9 protein-coding genes, 1 tRNA gene and 1 rRNA gene are annotated in these 17,894 nt (G+C 69.2%); 10 read left to right on the top strand and 1 reads right to left on the bottom strand.

The window, feature by feature from the left end:
• Positions 1-169: 169 nt before the first annotated feature.
• The 3 genes from rrf to ACZ3I3_RS14555 all read left to right on the top strand — a co-directional run bounded on the left by rrf (position 170) and on the right by ACZ3I3_RS14555 (position 1,213).
• A 5S ribosomal RNA gene (gene rrf / locus ACZ3I3_RS14565) occupies positions 170-286 on the top strand.
• 114 nt (positions 287-400) lie between these two features.
• A complete protein-coding gene (locus ACZ3I3_RS14560; RefSeq protein ID WP_467365005.1) occupies positions 401-1,063 on the top strand; it encodes a DegT/DnrJ/EryC1/StrS family aminotransferase in 663 nt (220 codons plus the stop codon).
• A gap of 74 nt (positions 1,064-1,137) precedes the next feature.
• Positions 1,138-1,213 (top strand) — tRNA-Thr (locus ACZ3I3_RS14555).
• 43 nt (positions 1,214-1,256) lie between these two features.
• On the opposite strand, the gene ACZ3I3_RS14550 is transcribed toward ACZ3I3_RS14555, so the two are convergent.
• On the bottom strand, positions 1,257-4,010 hold the full coding sequence (locus ACZ3I3_RS14550) for a SpoIIE family protein phosphatase (RefSeq protein ID WP_467364978.1): 2,754 nt from the start codon (positions 4,008-4,010) through the stop codon (positions 1,257-1,259).
• A 378-nt stretch (positions 4,011-4,388) separates the two neighbouring features.
• On the opposite strand from ACZ3I3_RS14550, the gene ACZ3I3_RS14545 reads away from it, so the two are divergent.
• The 7 genes from ACZ3I3_RS14545 (at position 4,389) to ACZ3I3_RS14515 (ending at position 17,854) form a co-directional block, all read left to right on the top strand.
• Positions 4,389-9,860 (top strand): HAMP domain-containing protein, encoded by a 5,472-nt coding sequence (locus ACZ3I3_RS14545; RefSeq protein WP_467364976.1) that lies wholly within the window; start codon positions 4,389-4,391, stop codon positions 9,858-9,860.
• 307 nt (positions 9,861-10,167) lie between these two features.
• Positions 10,168-10,848 (top strand): response regulator, encoded by a 681-nt coding sequence (locus tag ACZ3I3_RS14540; RefSeq protein WP_059418393.1) that lies wholly within the window; start codon positions 10,168-10,170, stop codon positions 10,846-10,848.
• Between the two features lie 127 nt (positions 10,849-10,975).
• The gene (locus ACZ3I3_RS14535) at positions 10,976-13,717 is read left to right on the top strand and encodes an FtsK/SpoIIIE family DNA translocase (protein WP_467364974.1); all 2,742 of its coding nucleotides are present in this window, start codon (positions 10,976-10,978) and stop codon (positions 13,715-13,717) included.
• 260 nt (positions 13,718-13,977) lie between these two features.
• Complete coding sequence (locus tag ACZ3I3_RS14530) at positions 13,978-14,832, top strand: helix-turn-helix domain-containing protein (RefSeq protein ID WP_467364972.1); 855 nt, start codon at positions 13,978-13,980, stop codon at positions 14,830-14,832.
• Positions 14,833-14,925: 93 nt separating this feature from the next.
• Entirely contained in the window at positions 14,926-16,407 is a 1,482-nt protein-coding gene (gene rimO / locus ACZ3I3_RS14525; protein ID WP_467364970.1) for a 30S ribosomal protein S12 methylthiotransferase RimO, read from the top strand.
• Positions 16,404-17,312: a CDP-diacylglycerol--glycerol-3-phosphate 3-phosphatidyltransferase gene (gene pgsA / locus ACZ3I3_RS14520; RefSeq protein WP_467364968.1), complete on the top strand. Its 909-nt coding sequence runs from the start codon at positions 16,404-16,406 to the stop codon at positions 17,310-17,312. Before rimO ends, pgsA begins: the two co-directional genes overlap by 4 nt.
• Positions 17,309-17,854 carry a CinA family protein gene (locus ACZ3I3_RS14515; RefSeq protein WP_467364966.1) on the top strand — a complete coding sequence of 182 codons (546 nt, stop codon included), beginning with the start codon at positions 17,309-17,311 and terminating at the stop codon, positions 17,852-17,854. Before pgsA ends, ACZ3I3_RS14515 begins: the two co-directional genes overlap by 4 nt.
• Positions 17,855-17,894: the final 40 nt, after the last annotated feature.

The raw sequence follows: 17,894 nt of genomic DNA, 5'->3' as shown, positions 1-17,894 counted from the left end.
GTTGATAGGCCGGATATGGAAGCACGGTAACGTGTGGAGTTGACCGGTACTAATAGGCCGAGGGCTTGTCCTCAGTTGCTCGCGTCCACTGTGTTGGTTCTGAAACCACGAACGGCCCCATGCCCTGGTCACGGGTGTGGTGCGGCATAGTTCCACAGTTTCATAGTGTTTCGGTGGTTATAGCGTAGGGGAAACGCCCGGTTACATTCCGAACCCGGAAGCTAAGCCTTACAGCGCCGATGGTACTGCAGGGGGGACCCTGTGGGAGAGTAGGACGCCGCCGAACAATTATTGACAGGGCTGGACCCGTAACTTCGGTTACGGGTCCAGCCCTTTTTTGTTCTCCGTCACTTGAAGTTCACGTTGCGCGATCAGCATCCAGAGCATGGGTACTGCTGCAATGCTCAGGGCCGCCGGTGTCGGACTCGGTGACGAAGTCGTCGTGCCGGCCTTCGGGAACGTCGAGGTCGCCGAGGCCGTGGCCAAGGCCGGGGCGCTGCCGGTGTTCGCCGACATAGATCCGGTCAGCTACTGCCTCGATGCCTCCGCTGTGGAAGCGGCGCTGACCCCGCGGACCGCGGCCGTCGTGGTGGTCCACCGCTTCGGGCGGCTCGCCGATATCGCGCGGCTGCACGCGCTGGGAGCGCGGCACGGGCTGCTCGTGCTGGAGCAGGGGGAGTCCGAGGCGCCGTACGACGAGATAGCCCAGCGCAGGGAGCGGGCGGCTTATCTCCATGCCAAGTTGAGGGGTGTGCGGACGCCGGACGACGGTGACGGGCACACGTATCAGCAGTACGTCGTGCGCGTCCCGGGCAATGGACGGCCGGACCGGGACGCTTTCGCGCGGGCTGTGCGGGGCAGGGGAGTCGAGTGCCGGGTTCCGGTGAAGACTCCGGTACATCGACTGCCCGAATTCCGGCGGTGTGTTTCGCTTCCGGAGACGGAGCGGGCTTCCGACGAGACGCTCGCACTGCCGGTGGACGCGACCCTGACCAAGCGGGACATGCAGCGGATCGTGTCCGCCTGTAATGCCCTGGGAGGGCTTCTCCAGCCCGCTTTCTGACGTGGTTGGGAGCACGGGTCTGTTCGGGGTATGATCTATTCCGTTGCCGCGCGGGAAACCCCGCAAAGCGACAGGCCCCTATAGCTCAGTCGGTAGAGCGTCTCCATGGTAAGGAGAAGGTCAACGGTTCGATTCCGTTTGGGGGCTCCAGCAGAAAAGGCCCCACCCTCACGGGTGGGGCCTTTTTCATGTCCTAGTCCTTGTGGAGGCCCGGGACGCGCATCGCCAGGATCGCCATGTCGTCGGACGGGGCGTCCGAAGCGAAGCGTTCCACCGCGCGCATGATGCGGGCCGCGACCGCGCCGGCCGTGAGGCCCGTGCAGGTCGTCAGGACGTCGGCGAGGCCGTCGTCGCCCAGCATGCGGGCGCCTTCACGGCGTTCGGTGACGCCGTCCGTGACGCACAGCAGGACATCGCCCGGGTCGAGGGTGACCGTCTGCTCGTAGAGCTCCAGGTCGTCGATGACACCGAGGAGCGGCTGGGGTTCGGCTGCCGGTTCCACCGAGCCGTCCTGGCGCAGGCGCAGTGGGAGCGGGTGGCCGGCGCAGACGACCTTCAGTTCGGCACTGCCGTCCTCCTGGGGGCGCATCTCGCCGTAGAGGAGGGTGAGGAAGCGGCTGCGGGCGCCTTCGTCGAGGATGGCGGAGTTGAGGCGCTCCAGGACCGCCGGGCCGCTGAGGCCCTCGCGGGCCAGAAGGCGCAGGGCGTGGCGGGCCAGGCCGGTGACCGCCGCCGCGTTCGGGCCCGTACCGCAGACGTCGCCGATGGCGAAGCCGTAGGCGCCGTCGCTGATGGGGAAGACGTCGTAGAAGTCGCCGCCGACCTCGTTGCCCTCGCCGGCGGCGCGGTAGATGACCTCGACCTCGACTCCCTCGATCGTGGGGAGTTCCGGGGGGAGGAGGCTGCGCTGGAGGGACTGGCTGATGGCCGTGCGCTCGGAGTAGAGGCGGGCGTTGTCCAGGGCCAGGGCGGCTCGGCGGGACAGGTCCTCGGCGAGTTCCAGGATCTCCTGGCGGAAGTGCTCGTCGGTCGGCTTGCCGAGCGTGAGCATGCCGATGACGCGGTTGCGGGCGACCAGGGGGAGGACGACTGTCTCGCCGCCCACCGCGGAGGCCGTGGCGAGGGTCGGGCCGATGCCGGGGGTGACCTGGTGGGTCGGGCCGCCGCTGAGGCCGAGGCTGCGCATGGAGCTGCGCAGGGCGGCCTGGTGGGCCACCTCGGCGGGGGCCGTCCAGACGCGGGCTCCGGGGGTGGGGACCGGGTCGGGCGGGGGGACCTTGGACAGCAGGGACTTGATGCCGTCGATGAGTTCCTCGTCCTCGTGCAGGACGTACGAGAGGTAGGGCTCGGAGGCCTGGTGGGCGATCGTGTAGACGGCGCACCAGGTGGCGAGGGTGGGGACCGTCATCTGGGCCATCAGGGCCAGGGTCTGGTCGCGGTCCAGGGTGCCGGCCAGCAGGTCGGAGGCCTCGACCAGGAAGTTCAGGGAGCCGCGGCGCAGGCGCTCCAGTTCGCCGAGGCGGGCCGATTCGACGGCGAGTGCGATGCGGTCGGCGGCGAACTGGAGGCGCAGGGCTTCCTCGTTCGAGTATCTCCCGGGGGCTTCGGCGGCGACGCCGAGGGAGCCGGTGAGGCGGCCCTCGACCTTCAGCGGGACCGTGACGACCGAGCGCATGCCCGTGCCGTTCAGCAGTGGCACCGCGCCGGGGACCGCCGTCAGGTCGTCGTGGACGGCCGGCATGCGGGCGGAGCCGTAGCGGCCGGAGCCCGCCTCGACGGGGACGCGGGCGAAGCGCTGGCGGGCGGAGGGCAGGCCCGTGGAGGCGCGGACCTCCAGTTCCGTCTCGTCGTCGGTGGCCAGCAGGAGGAACGCGGAGTCGCCGTCGAGCATGTCGCGGGCGCGTTCGACCGTGCGCTGGAGGAGGCCGTCGAGGTCGTCCGGGGCGGGGTAGCCGATGAACACCTCGAAGGGGTCGGTGCTCTGGCCCTCGGAGGTGGTGCCCGTGTCGGAGGCGGGGACGCGCAGGGGTGTCTGGAGAACGGCCCGTTCGTGGTCCCGTACCAGGAGGCACACGGTTGACGGTTCGCCGCCGGTGTCGCGGACGCGCAGGTGGGAGGCGTAGACGGGGGTCACGCGGCCGTCGGCGGCGCGGATGCCGTAGCTGCCTTCCCAGCGGGAGAGCCGGAGTGCCTCCGCGATGCCGGTGCTGGTGCCCGGGGTGTGCGGCCAGGCCGCGAGGTCGGTCAGGGGCTTGCCGGTGACCTGCTCGGCCGGGTAGCCGAAGAGGTCCTCGGCGTCCTCGTTCCAGGCGGTGATGTGGCCGGTGCGGTCGATCTGGACGACGGCCACGCGGACGCGGCCGTCGGCGAGGGGGAGGAGGTCGGCGGGGAGGGCCGGGCCCGCCGCGCGGGTGCCCACGGCCCGGGCCGGGAGGTCGAGTTGGAACCAGACGGTCTTGTGGGTGGGGGTGTACTCGACGCCCCAGCGGCCGGCGAGGGCCGCGCACAGCTGGAGGCCGCGTCCGCCCTCGCGGTCGGGGCTGCCCATGTTGATCGCCGAGGCCTGGAGCGGGATCTCACGCTCGGGGTACCGGTCGGCCACCTCGATGCGCACCCCCTCGTCGGTGCGCAGGCAGAGCAGGTCGGCGGAGGTGCCGGCGTGGACCACGGCGTTGGTCACCAGTTCGCTGGTGAGAACGACGGCGTCGTCGACGATGTCCGCGAAGCCCCAGCCCTGGAGGGTGTCGCGGACGAAGGAGCGGGCGCTCGCGACAGATCGCCCGACGGGCTCGAAACTGGCGGCCGCGCGCGCGGTGATCACAGAACTCCTCGACCGGTTCTCGACGTGCTGGGCTGCGTGGCCGACCGGCTCGCGCCGCTGTTGCGGCAGGCCGCCCGTCGGCCGGGGGTCCGGGGGCTGTCCCCCAGGGATCAGTCCGGTGGTCATGTGTGCGGCCGCCCCTCCGATGCCCGCTCGTCTTCGTGCCACCGCCCAGGCCGGACGAACCGGCGCGGCTGGACAGCCGGATGCAAGGTTACTTACCTTCGCGGTCCATGCGGATGCCGGTCTGCAGTGTTTCCGTCCGGAGGGTGTGCGGACGGTGTGCGAAGCTGCCGAACTGTTATGGCCTGGTTCGGGCAGGGTGAAACACTGGGCAAGCTTCTTGTGAAAGTCCGGGCAGGCTGAGTGTCTTCTGCGTACGGGGGGCAGCAGCCCCCTGGGCACGGCCTGGTATGCAGGGCGGAGAATACGCAGTAGTAACCGGTACGCCGAGCGTGGTACCCCAGCACAGCAGTGATGGTCGACCCCTGCGGGAGGGACACAGTGGAGTCTGGCGCAGCGACGCGTGGCAAGAGGACGCGCGCGAAAGGCGGACAGTCCCCGAGCAACCAGGGAAAAGTGCGCAGTGGCACGACTGAGGTGGACACGGCAGCCCTGAATCGGCTGATGGTCGCCCTGGTGGCGATGCGGGACGGCAACTTCCGCAAGCGGCTCACGGTGTCCGGGGACGGCGTGATGGCCGAGATCGCGGCGGTTTTCAACGAGGTGGCCGACCGCAATCTGCATCTGACGGGTGAGCTCTCGCGCGTGCGGCGGATGGTGGGCCGGGAGGGCAAGCTCACCGAGCGGCTGGAGACGGGGGCCTGTGAGGGCTCCTGGGCGACCGCGATCGACAACTCGAATGCCCTGGTGGACGACCTGGTGCGGCCGGTTTCCGAGGTCAGCCGGGTGCTGTCCGCGGTGGCCGAGGGTGATCTGTCGCCGCGTATGGAGCTGCGGACGCAGGTGCCGGACGGGAACGGGCAGCCGCTGCGCGGCGAGTTCCTGAAGGTCGGGAGGACCGTCAACAACCTGGTCGACCAGCTGTCGACGTTCACCGACGAGGTCACGCGTGTGGCCAGTGAGGTGGGCACCGAGGGCAAGCTGGGCGGGCAGGCCCGTGTGCGTGGTATGTCGGGTTCGTGGCGGGATCTCACTGACTCCGTCAACACGATGGCGTACCGGCTCACCGCTCAGGTGCGGGATATCGCGCTGGTGACGACGGCGGTCGCCAAGGGTGATCTGTCCCGGAAGGTCACGGTTCAGGTGGCCGGCGAGATGCTGGAGCTGAAGAACACCGTCAACACGATGGTGGACCAGCTGTCGGCGTTCTCCTCCGAGGTGACCCGGGTGGCCCGTGAGGTGGGCACCGAGGGTGCGCTGGGCGGGCAGGCGCAGGTGCCCGGGGTGGACGGCGTGTGGAAGGAGCTCACCGACTCCGTCAACACCATGGCCGGGAACCTCACGGCCCAGGTGCGCGGGATCGCGGAGGTGACGACGGCGGTCGCCAACGGTGACCTGTCGCGGAAGGTGACCGTGCAGGCGCGGGGCGAGGTCGCGCAGCTCGCCGAGACGATCAACCAGATGACCGAGACGCTGCGGATCTTCGCGGACGAGGTCACGCGTGTGGCCAACGAGGTCGGGGCCGAGGGGCGGCTCGGTGGTCAGGCGAATGTGCCGGGTGCGGCGGGGACGTGGAAGGACCTCACCGATTCGGTGAACACGGTCTTCCGGAATCTGACCACTCAGGTGAGGGACATCGCCGCGGTGACGACGGCCGTGGCCAACGGTGATCTGTCGCAGAAGGTCACCGTGGACGTGGCCGGCGAGATGCTGGAGCTGAAGAACACCGTCAACACGATGGTCGACCAGCTCTCCGCCTTCGGTGCTGAAGTGACCCGTGTGGCCCGCGAGATCGGTGTCGAGGGTGAGCTGGGCGGTCAGGCGCAGGTGCCGGGTGTGGCCGGGACGTGGAAGGACCTGACGGACTCCGTCAACACGGCGTTCCGGAACCTCACCGGACAGGTGCGGAACATCGCGCAGGTGACGACGGCTGTGGCCAACGGTGACCTCTCGCAGAAGGTCACGGTCGACGTCTCCGGCGAGATGCTCAAGATGAAGAACACCGTGAACACCATGGTGGATCAGCTGTCGTCCTTCGCCGACCAGGTGACCCGGATGGCCCGGGACGTGGGCACGGAGGGCCGTCTCGGCGGTCAGGCCCAGGTGGACGGCGTGTCCGGCACGTGGAAGGAGCTCACCGACTCCGTCAACTCCATGGCCGGGAACCTCACCTCCCAGGTGCGCAACATCGCGCAGGTGACGACGGCGGTGGCTCGGGGTGATCTGTCGCAGAAGATCGACGTGGACGCGCGCGGCGAGATCCTGGAGCTGAAGAACACCATCAACACGATGGTCGACCAGCTCTCGGCCTTCGCCGACCAGGTGACCCGGGTCGCGCGCGAGGTGGGTACGGACGGCCGGCTGGGCGGTCAGGCGCAGGTGCCCGGTGTCGCAGGTGTGTGGCGTGACCTCACCGATTCCGTGAACGGCATGGCCGGGAACCTCACCGCGCAGGTGCGCAACATCGCGCAGGTGGCGACCGCGGTGGCCCGGGGTGATCTGTCGCAGAAGATCGACGTGGACGCGCGCGGCGAGATCCTGGAGCTGAAGAACACCCTGAACACGATGGTGGACCAGCTGTCGTCGTTCGCCCAGGAGGTCACGCGTGTGGCCCGTGAGGTGGGTACGGAGGGCATCCTGGGCGGCCAGGCCGAGGTGCAGGGCGTCTCCGGCACCTGGAAGGACCTCACCCAGTCCGTGAACGGCATGGCCAACAACCTGACCATCCAGGTGCGCAACATCGCCGAGGTCACGACCGCGGTCGCCCGGGGCGATCTGTCGAAGAAGATCACCGTCGACGCCAAGGGCGAGATCCTCGAACTGGTCACGACCGTCAACACGATGGTCGACCAGCTGTCCTCCTTCGCCGAGCAGGTGACCCGGGTGGCCCGTGAGGTGGGCACCGAGGGCATCCTGGGTGGCCAGGCGCACGTGCCGGGTGTCACGGGCATCTGGAAGGACCTGAGCGACAACGTCAACCTGATGGCCAAGAACCTCACCACTCAGGTGCGGAACATCTCCCAGGTCTCGGCGGCGGTCGCCAACGGTGACCTGACGCGGCAGGTCACCATCGAGGCGCGCGGTGAGGTCGCGCAGCTCGCCGACACCATCAACACGATGGTGAAGACGCTGAGTTCGTTCGCCGAGCAGGTCACCAAGGTGGCCCGTGAGGTGGGCACGGACGGCATCCTCGGCGGGCAGGCACACGTACCGGGTGTGGCCGGCACGTGGAAGGACCTGACCGAGTCCGTGAACCAGATGGCGTCCAACCTCACCGGACAGGTGCGCAACATCGCCATGGTGACCACGGCCATCGCCAAGGGTGACCTGACGAAGAAGATCGACATCGACGCGCGCGGCGAGATCCTGGAGCTGAAGACGACCATCAACACGATGGTCGACCAGCTGTCGTCCTTCGCCGAGGAGGTCACCCGAGTCGCCCGCGAGGTGGGTACGGAGGGACAGCTCGGCGGTCAGGCACGCGTGCGTGACGTCGATGGCACGTGGCGGGACCTGACCGAGTCGGTGAACGAGATGGCCGGGAACCTGACCCGGCAGGTGCGTGCCATCGCGCGCGTGGCGACCGCGGTGACCCGTGGCGACCTGAACCTGAAGATCGACGTGGACGCGTCCGGGGAGATCCAGGAGCTCCAGGACTACATCAACAAGATGATCGCCAACCTGCGCGACACCACGATCGCCAACAAGGAGCAGGACTGGCTCAAGGGCAACCTGGCGAGGATCTCGGCGCTGATGCAGGGCCGCCGGGACCTGGAGGACGTGGCCTCGCTGATCATGAGTGAGCTGACGCCGGTGGTCTCCGCGCAGCACGGGGCGTTCTTCGTGGCGATGCCGCTCGTCGACGGCGAGGACATGAGCGCCGCGGACGAGGACCAGTACGAGCTGCGCATGCTCGGCTCGTACGGTTACTCGATGGGCTCCATGCCGACGTCGTTCCAGCCCGGTGAGGCGCTGGTCGGGACGGCCGCCGAGGAGAAGCGCACGATCCTGGTGGAGAACGCGCCGAGCGGCTATCTGAAGATCTCCTCGGGGCTCGGTGAGGCGCCGCCCGCGCAGGTGATCGTGCTGCCGGTGCTGTTCGAGGGCAGCGTGCTCGGCGTGATCGAGCTGGCGTCCTTCACGCCGTTCACGCAGATCCAGAAGGACTTCCTCAACCAGATCGCGGAGATGATCGCCACCAGCGTCAACACCATCTCCGTCAACACCAAGACCGAGTTGCTGCTGGCGCAGTCGCAGGAGCTGACCGAGCAACTGCGTGAGCGCTCCGCCGAGTTGGAACAGCGGCAGAAGGCCCTCCAGGCGTCCAACGCCGAACTGGAGGAGAAGGCCGAGCTGCTGGCCCAGCAGAACCGCGACATCGAGGTGAAGAACACCGAGATCGAGGAGGCGCGGCAGGTCCTGGAGGAGCGCGCCGAGCAGCTCGCGGTGTCGATGCGCTACAAGAGCGAGTTCCTGGCGAACATGTCGCACGAGCTGCGGACGCCACTCAACTCGCTGCTGATCCTGGCCAAGCTGCTCGCCGACAACGCCGAGGGGAACCTCTCCCCGAAGCAGGTCGAGTTCGCCGAGACGATCCACGGGGCCGGTTCCGACCTGCTCCAGCTCATCAACGACATCCTCGACCTGTCGAAGGTCGAGGCGGGCAAGATGGACGTCTCCCCGACGCGGATCGCGCTCGTCCAGCTCGTGGACTACGTGGAGGCCACCTTCCGCCCGCTGACCGCGGAGAAGGGCCTGGACCTGTCCGTACGGGTCTCGCCGGAGCTGCCGGCGACACTGCACACCGACGAGCAGCGGCTGCTGCAGGTGCTGCGCAACCTGCTGTCCAACGCGGTGAAGTTCACCGACTCCGGGTCGGTGGAGCTGGTCATCAGGCCGGCGCGGGACGACGTGCCGCAGAAGATCCGGGAGCAGTTGCTGGAGACCGGGTCGCTGACCGACCCGGACGCCGAACTGATCGCGTTCTCCGTGACCGACACCGGGATCGGCATCGCGTCCAGCAAGATGCGGGTGATCTTCGAGGCGTTCAAGCAGGCCGACGGCACGACCAGCCGCAAGTACGGCGGTACGGGTCTCGGGCTGTCCATCTCGCGGGAGATCGCCCAGCTGCTCGGCGGTGAGATCCACGCGCAGAGCGAACCGGGCCGCGGCTCGACGTTCACGCTGTACCTGCCGCTGCACCCCAGCGAACTGCCGCCGCAGGGCTACCAGCAGCAACTGCCGTCCCTGGAGCCCGGTGACCTGATGGCCTCGACGTCGGACATGTCCGAGCTGTCCGAGGTGGAGTCCGAGACCCCGGCCGAGGTCAAGTCGTACCGCGAGACGCAGAACGGGCCGGCCGCCCTGTTCCGGCGGCGGCGCAGGATGCCGGAGCTGGCTCCGCGCCCGGCGCAGCCGGAGCAGTGGACGCCGGCGGAGCAGGAGGCGGCGCCGAAGCCGCGGCGCGGCATCCGGTTCGGCGGCCAGAAGGTCCTGATCGTCGACGACGACATCCGCAACGTCTTCGCGCTGACCAGCGTCCTGGAGCAGCATGGCCTGTCCGTGCTGTACGCGGAGAACGGCCGTGAGGGCATCGAGGTGCTGGAGCAGCACGAGGACGTGGCGGTCGTCCTGATGGACATCATGATGCCCGAGATGGACGGGTACGCGACGACCACGGCGATCCGCAGGATGCCGCAGTTCGCCGGGCTGCCGATCATCGCGCTGACCGCGAAGGCGATGAAGGGCGACCGGGAGAAGGCGATCGAGTCGGGCGCCTCCGACTACGTCACGAAGCCGGTCGACCCCGATCACCTGCTGACGGTGATGGATCAGTGGATGCGAGGGGAATGAGGGGAACGTTGGACCGTTACGCAACGTTGGCGGGAAGGTTCGGTGTTCACACGGAGTTGCGAACTCAGTGTGCGCATAGTCGTGTAGAAGTACGAGATCTGGGGAACCTTCTGGTCTCCTGCTGCGTTTCTGCTACGTGCACAGTGACATCCCGGTGACAGGGTGTGGCGACAGGCAGGGTGCGGCTACGATGACCGGCACAAGGACGGGCGGCGCAAGGGAGTCGTCCCCTGGGGCGGCACCCACCGGTGCGACCCCAGGTCCTGCGGACAGGGGAGGCCCCAAGCCGGGGCGAGGAGGGCGGGCCATGGTGCAGAAGGCCAAGATCCTCCTGGTCGATGACCGGCCGGAGAATCTGCTTGCGCTGGAGGCGATCCTCTCTGCGCTCGATCAGACGCTGGTGCGGGCATCGTCCGGGGAGGAAGCGCTCAAAGCGCTGCTCACGGACGACTTCGCGGTCATTCTGCTGGATGTCCAGATGCCGGGCATGGACGGCTTCGAAACAGCCGCGCACATCAAGCGGCGGGAGCGGACCCGGGACATCCCGATCATCTTCCTCACCGCGATCAACCACGGGCCGCATCACACCTTCCGGGGGTATGCGGCGGGCGCGGTCGACTACATCTCCAAGCCGTTCGACCCGTGGGTGCTGCGCGCGAAGGTCTCCGTCTTCGTCGAGCTGTACATGAAGAACTGCCAGCTGCGTGAACAGGCGTCGCTGCTGCGGCTCCAGTTGGAGGGCAACGGCAAGGACGCGGACGGCGAGGCCAAGGAGTCGGCCGGGCTGCTCGCCGAGCTCTCCGCGCGGCTCGCGGCCGTCGAGGAGCAGGCCGAGGCGCTGACCAAGCAGCTCAACGACGACTCGACGGACGCGGCGGCGGTGGCCACGGCGGCTCATCTGGAGCGCAAGCTCACGGGGTTGCGGCGGGCGCTGGACGCGCTGGAGCCGGGCACCGGGAGCACGTCGTCGGTGTCCTCGCAGAACTGACGCCCGGGCAGGCGTGGTTGCGCGCCGATGAGCCCGCGTCAGTTCTGCGCCTCTCCCGGAGCGACACGAACGGGTGAAGCCGTAGGCACACGTGTCCCTTGTCGTCTCCCCCGGTAACCTCACACCCATGGCCTCACGTCCCTCCGCAGCCAAGAAGCCGCCCGCGAAGAAGGCGGCCGGTTCGGCGAAGGCTCCGGCGAAGAAGGCCGCTGCCAAAAAGGCTCCCGCGAAGAAGGCGCCCGCCAAGAAGGCCGCGGCGAAGAAAGCCGCGCCCAAACCGGCTCCGAGCCCTACCGGGGGCATCTACCGGCTCGTGCGCGCCCTGTGGCTCGGGGTCGCACATGCCGTCGGCGCCGTGTTCCGCGGCATAGGGCAGGGCGCCAAGAACCTCGACCCGGCGCACCGCAAGGACGGCGTCGCCCTGCTGCTGCTCGGTATCGCGCTGATCGTCGCCGCGGGCACCTGGGCCGACCTGAAGGGCCCCGTGGGCGACCTGGTCGAGATCCTGGTGACCGGTGCCTTCGGCCGGCTCGACCTGCTCGTGCCGATCCTGCTCGCCGTCATCGCCGTGCGCTTCATCCGCCACCCGGAGAAGCCCGAGGCCAACGGACGCATCGTCATCGGCCTGTCCGCGCTCGTCATCGGGGTGCTCGGCCAGGTCCACATCGCCTGCGGCTCACCGGCGCGCGGCGAGGGCATGCAAGCCATAAGGGACGCCGGCGGCCTCATCGGCTGGGCCATGGCGACCCCGCTGTCGTACGCCATGGGCGACATGCTCGCCGTGCCGCTGCTCGTGCTGCTGACGGTCTTCGGGCTGCTGGTCGTCACGGCCACCCCGGTCAACGCCATCCCGCAGCGGCTGCGGCAGGCCGGGGTGCGGCTCGGGATCGTCCGCGACCCGGCCGAGGACGAGTTCGGCTTCGCCGAGGACGACGAGCGCTACGACGAACAGTGGCGGGAGGCGCTGCCCGCGCGCCCGCGCGGCAGGCGTACGCCGGCGCCCGCGGCGTACGACCCCGACAGCGCCGAGCAGGAGGCGCTCTCCCGGCGTCGCGGCCGGCCCCGGCGGTCCGCCGTGCCGCAGCCCGACATGGACCGGCCCATGGACGCCGTGGACGTCGCCGCGGCGGCGGCCGCCGCGCTGGACGGCGCCGTGCTGCACGGGATGCCGCCCTCGCCGATCGTCGCGGACCTCACCCAGGGCGTGACCGTCGGGGACCGCGAGCCCACCACGCCGACGCCCGTCCCGTCCGCCCGGCCCCAGCAGGAGAAGCTCAAGCAGGACCAGCCCGAGCAGGAGAGGCCGAAGGCGGGCGTCCGCGACCTCACCAAGTCCCCGCCCGCCAAGCCCCGCGACCTGCCCCCGCGCGCGGAACAGCTCCAGCTGTCCGGGGACATCACGTACGCCCTGCCCTCCCTCGACCTCCTCACGCGCGGGGGCCCCGGCAAGGCGCGCAGCGCCGCCAACGACGCCATAGTCGCCGCGCTGACCAACGTCTTCACCGAGTTCAAGGTGGACGCCAGCGTCACCGGCTTCACGCGCGGGCCGACGGTCACGCGCTACGAGATCGAGCTCGGCCCCGCCGTGAAGGTCGAGCGGATCACCGCGCTGGCCAAGAACATCGCCTACGCCGTCGCCAGCCCGGACGTGCGGATCATCAGCCCCATCCCCGGCAAGTCCGCGGTCGGCATCGAGATCCCGAACACCGACCGGGAGATGGTCAACCTCGGTGACGTCCTGCGGCTCGCGGAGTCCGCCGAGGACGACGACCCGATGCTGGTCGCCTTCGGCAAGGACGTCGAGGGCGGCTACGTCATGCACTCGCTGGCGAAGATGCCGCACATGCTGGTCGCCGGCGCCACCGGCTCCGGCAAGTCGTCCTGCATCAACTGCTTGATCACCTCGGTCATGATGCGGGCGACCCCCGAGGACGTCCGGATGATCCTCGTCGACCCCAAGCGGGTCGAGCTGACCGCCTACGAGGGCATCCCGCACCTGATCACCCCGATCATCACCAACCCCAAGCGGGCCGCCGAGGCGCTCCAGTGGGTCGTGCGGGAGATGGACCTGCGCTACGACGACCTGGCCGCCTACGGCTACCGGCACATCGACGACTTCAACAAGGCCGTGCGCGAGGGCAAGGTCAAGCCGCCCGAGGGCAGCGAGCGCGAGCTCCAGCCGTACCCGTATCTGCTGGTCATCGTCGACGAGCTCGCCGACCTGATGATGGTCGCGCCGCGGGATGTGGAGGACGCGATCGTGCGCATCACGCAGCTCGCGCGCGCGGCCGGCATCCACCTGGTGCTGGCCACACAGCGGCCGTCGGTCGACGTCGTCACCGGCCTGATCAAGGCGAACGTGCCGTCGCGACTGGCCTTCGCCACGTCGTCGCTCGCCGACTCGCGGGTCATCCTCGACCAGCCGGGCGCCGAGAAGCTCATCGGCAAGGGTGACGGGCTGTTCCTGCCGATGGGCGCCAACAAGCCGACCCGTATGCAGGGCGCCTTCGTCACCGAGGAGGAGATCGCGGGCGTCGTCCAGCACTGCAAGGACCAGATGGCGCCCGTCTTCCGGGACGACGTCACCGTCGGCACCAAGCAGAAGAAGGAGATCGACGAGGACATCGGCGACGACCTGGACCTGCTGTGCCAGGCGGCCGAGCTGGTCGTCTCCACGCAGTTCGGGTCGACGTCCATGCTGCAGCGCAAACTGCGCGTCGGCTTCGCCAAGGCCGGGCGGCTGATGGACCTCATGGAGTCCCGGAACATCGTCGGGCCGAGCGAGGGTTCGAAGGCTCGTGACGTTCTTGTGAAGCCTGATGAGCTGGATGGCGTGCTGGCGCTGATCCGGGGGGAGTCTGAAGGGTAGGGAAGTGGGTCACGGCCGCCACGCCGAGTCGTACTGCAATCGGGTGTCCGGATCGTGACTCACCCGTAAGGGATCCTTGAGCAACCGTTTCCCTTCGGCGTACGTCAAGTTGAGGGAAGCGAGGAACAGCTTCCCCACCATCGGAATGTCGGGCCATTCCGATGGCGTACAAAGTGCCACCGCCCGGTTGCCCCACCCTTTTGTACCCCCCCTAGACTGAACCTCCAGCACAGGCGGCTACACGCTCGAAAGGCGCCCCCGTGTCCATCGGCAACTCCCCTGAAGACGAGCGTCCGTTCGAAGACGAGCGCGTCGAAGAAGACCGCGAGGAAGCCCGCCCCTCCATCGGCCGTGCCCTTCAGCAGGCGCGTATCGCCGCTGGGCTGACCGTCGACGACATCAGTAGCGCCACCCGGGTCCGCATGAACATCGTGCACGCCATCGAGGCGGACGACTTCACCGCCTGCGGTGGGGACGTCTACGCCCGGGGGCACATCAGGACCCTCGCCAAGGCCGTCCACCTCGATCCGGCACCGCTGCTCGCCCAGTACGGCGACGAGCACGGCGGGCGCCCGGCTCCGACCCCGGCAGCTCCCCTCTTCGAGGCGGAGCGCATCCGCCCGGAGCGGCGGGGCCCCAACTGGACCGCCGCCATGGTCGCGGCGATCGTCGCCGTGATCGGATTCGTCGGCTTCACCATGTTCCAGGGCGGCGGCGACAGCGGCGGCGAGGCGAACGTGGCCGAGGGCTCCACACCCACCACCGGCGGCTCCGCCTCCCCGACCACCAAGACCAAGAAGCCCGCCGACCCCAAGCCCGAGGCGTCCGACAGCGCCATCGCGGCCGCGCCCCAGGACAAGGTGACGGTCCAGGTGGCCGCCGCCGACGGCCGCAGCTGGATCGCCGCCAAGGACCACAACGGCCGGTTGATCTTCGACGGCGTCCTCAAGCAGGGCGAGACCAAGACCTTCCAGGACAGCTCGAAGGTGCACCTCGTCCTCGGGGACGCCGGCGCGATCGACCTCTTCGTCAACGGCAAGAAGATCAAGGACGACTTCCAGCCGGGCGCCGTGGAGCGCCTGACCTACACGAAGGGTGACCCCGAGGCCGGATAACCGGTCCGAGAGGTGCACTCGCCACGGGGTTGGTCCGGAAACGGCCAACCCCGTCGACGTGGGGTGTCAGCGGGACGAAGTACTCTTGAGCCCATGCCTGAACGCCGTACCGTCGCACTCGTCACCCTTGGCTGCGCCCGTAACGAGGTGGACTCGGAGGAGCTCGCAGGCCGTTTGGAGGCGGACGGCTGGCAGCTCGTGGAGGACGCCGAGGACGCGGACGTCGCCGTCGTGAACACCTGTGGCTTCGTCGAAGCCGCCAAGAAGGACTCCGTCGACGCCCTCCTGGAGGCCAACGACCTCAAGGGACACGGCAGAACCCAGGCCGTCGTGGCGGTGGGCTGCATGGCCGAGCGGTACGGCAAGGAACTCGCCGAGGCCCTCCCGGAGGCCGACGGTGTGCTCGGGTTCGACGACTACTCGGACATCTCGGACCGGCTCCAGACCATCCTCAACGGCGGCATCCACGCCTCGCACACCCCGCGCGACCGGCGCAAGCTGCTGCCGATCAGCCCGGCCGAGCGGCAGGAGTCGGCCACCGAGGTCGCGCTGCCCGGGCACGCCCCGGCCGACCTTCCGGAAGGTCTCGCCCCGGCCTCCGGTCCGCGTGCGCCCCTGCGGCGCCGTCTGGACGGCTCCCCGGTCGCCTCGGTGAAGCTGGCCTCCGGCTGCGACCGGCGCTGCTCCTTCTGCGCCATCCCGTCCTTCCGCGGCTCCTTCATCTCCCGCCGTCCGAGCGACGTGCTGAACGAGACGCGCTGGCTGGCCGAGCAGGGCGTGAAGGAGATCATGCTGGTCTCCGAGAACAACACGTCCTACGGCAAGGACCTCGGCGACATCCGCCTGCTGGAGTCGCTGCTGCCCGAGCTCGCCGACGTGGACGGCATCGAGCGGGTCCGGGTGAGCTACCTGCAGCCCGCGGAGATGCGGCCGGGCCTGATCGACGTGCTGACGTCCACCCCGAAGGTCGCGCCGTACTTCGACCTGTCCTTCCAGCACTCCGCGCCCGGCGTGCTGCGCGCGATGCGCCGCTTCGGCGACACCGACCGGTTCCTGGAACTGCTCGACACGATCCGCAGCAAGGCGCCCGAGGCCGGCGTGCGCTCCAACTTCATCGTCGGCTTCCCCGGCGAGAGCGAGGCCGACCTCGCCGAGCTGGAGCGGTTCCTGAACGGCGCGCGGCTGGACGCCATCGGCGTCTTCGGATACTCCGACGAGGAGGGCACCGAGGCGGCGACCTACGAGAACAAGCTCGACGAGGACGTCGTCGCCGAGCGGCTGGCCCGCGTCTCGCGGCTGGCCGAGGAACTCGTCTCGCAGCGCGCCGAGGAGCGCGTCGGCCAGACGGTGCACGTGCTCGTCGAGTCCGTCGACGACGAGGAGGGCGTGTACGGCCGCGCGGCGCACCAGGCGCCCGAGACGGACGGCCAGGTGCTGCTCACGAGCGGCGCGGGTCTGAGCAGCGGCCGTATGGTCGAGGCGAAGGTGGTCGGTACCGAGGGCGTCGACCTGGTGGCCGAGCCGCTTCAGGGCTCGTACGCGTCGCCGGCGTGGAGTGAGGAGGCGGGCAGATGACCGGTGTTCCGGCATCCGCGGCGGGAGGCCCCTCCGGCGCGAGGAGGGCCGCGGCCGGTGCGGCCTCGGGGAAGGTTCCCGGGGCTTCTGTGGGCCGGTCGGCCGCGCGGTCGACCGAGGGCGGGGTGACCGGTGCCGCGCCGGCTGCAGGGCAGGGTGCGGCGGCCGGCGCGACGCCGGGTACCGGGCGTGGTGCGGCGTCCGATGCGGGTGACAGCGGGGCCGCTGTCGGTGACGGCTCCGAGAGCACCGTCGTCGACGCGCAGGACGACGGGAAGCCGGCGCGGGGCGGGAAGCTGGCGGCCGCGGCCGTCAACCAGGCCAGCGTCTGGAACGTCGCCAACCTCCTGACCATGCTCAGGCTGATCCTCGTACCGGCCTTCGTCGCGCTGATGCTGGCGGACGGCGGGTACGACCCGGCATGGCGGGCCCTCGCCTGGGCGGCCTTCGCCATCGCCATGATCACCGACCTCTTCGACGGTCATCTGGCGCGCAGGTACAACCTCGTCACGGACTTCGGGAAGATCGCCGACCCCATCGCCGACAAGGCGATCATGGGGGCGGCGCTGATCTGTCTGTCCGCGCTCGGCGATCTGCCGTGGTGGGTGACCGGTGTCATCCTCGGCCGGGAACTCGGGATCACCCTGCTGCGTTTTCTGGTCATCCGGTACGGCGTCATCCCCGCCAGCCGCGGAGGCAAGCTCAAGACGCTCACCCAGGGCGTGGCCGTGGGCATGTATGTGCTGGCACTGACGGGGTGGCTGGCCACCCTGAGGTTCTGGGTGATGGCCGCGGCGGTCGTTCTGACCGTGGTGACCGGGCTCGACTATGTGAAACAGGCCATTGTGCTGCGCCGGCAGGGAATCGCCGAGCGCAAGGCCGCGTTGGAGGAGAAGGAAGCGTGAGTTCCACGGCCACCGACGTGGTGCGACTACTCACGGTGAAGGGTGAGACGCTCGCCGTCGCGGAGTCGCTGACCGGTGGTCTCGTTGCGGCGGAGATCACATCCGTCCCCGGGGCGTCCAAGGTCTTCCGGGGCTCGGTGACGGCGTACGCCACCGAGCTGAAGCAGGAACTGCTCGGGGTCGACGCCATCCTGCTGGCGGCGCGAGGAGCGGTGGATCCGCAGGTCGCGGCCCAGATGGCGGCCGGAGTGCGCAAGGCGCTCGGCACGGACTGGGGCGTCGCGACCACCGGTGTCGCGGGTCCCGAGCCGCAGGACGGGCAGGCCGTCGGGACGGTCTTCGTCGCCGTGGACGGACCCCGGAGGACCGATTCCGGTTCTGCCGGCGGCGGAAAAGTGGAGGCTCTGCGGTTGAACGGCGACCGCGAGGAAATTCGTAGAGAGAGTGTACGGAGCGTACTCGCACTGCTCCTGGAGGAGCTTGCGGGCGAACAGACTGGGAATGAGCGGGCACAGGATACGGAACGGAACGGGGGGTTTTGATGTTTGCAGCCCTGAGTGAACACGACATCGCTCCCCGCAC

It is taken from the genome of Streptomyces sp. NPDC016851 (assembly GCF_055562795.1).
This window is presented reverse-complemented; position numbering and strand designations above follow the sequence as displayed.

Coding starts and splice junctions, on each gene's coding strand:
- ACZ3I3_RS14560 (WP_467365005.1), top strand. CDS start 401: ATGCTCAGGGCCGCCGGTGTCGGACTCGGTGACGAAGTCGTCGTGCCG.
- ACZ3I3_RS14550 (WP_467364978.1), bottom strand. CDS start 4,010: ATGACCACCGGACTGATCCCTGGGGGACAGCCCCCGGACCCCCGGCCG.
- ACZ3I3_RS14540 (WP_059418393.1), top strand. CDS start 10,168: ATGGTGCAGAAGGCCAAGATCCTCCTGGTCGATGACCGGCCGGAGAAT.
- ACZ3I3_RS14535 (WP_467364974.1), top strand. CDS start 10,976: ATGGCCTCACGTCCCTCCGCAGCCAAGAAGCCGCCCGCGAAGAAGGCG.
- rimO (WP_467364970.1), top strand. CDS start 14,926: ATGCCTGAACGCCGTACCGTCGCACTCGTCACCCTTGGCTGCGCCCGT.
- pgsA (WP_467364968.1), top strand. CDS start 16,404: ATGACCGGTGTTCCGGCATCCGCGGCGGGAGGCCCCTCCGGCGCGAGG.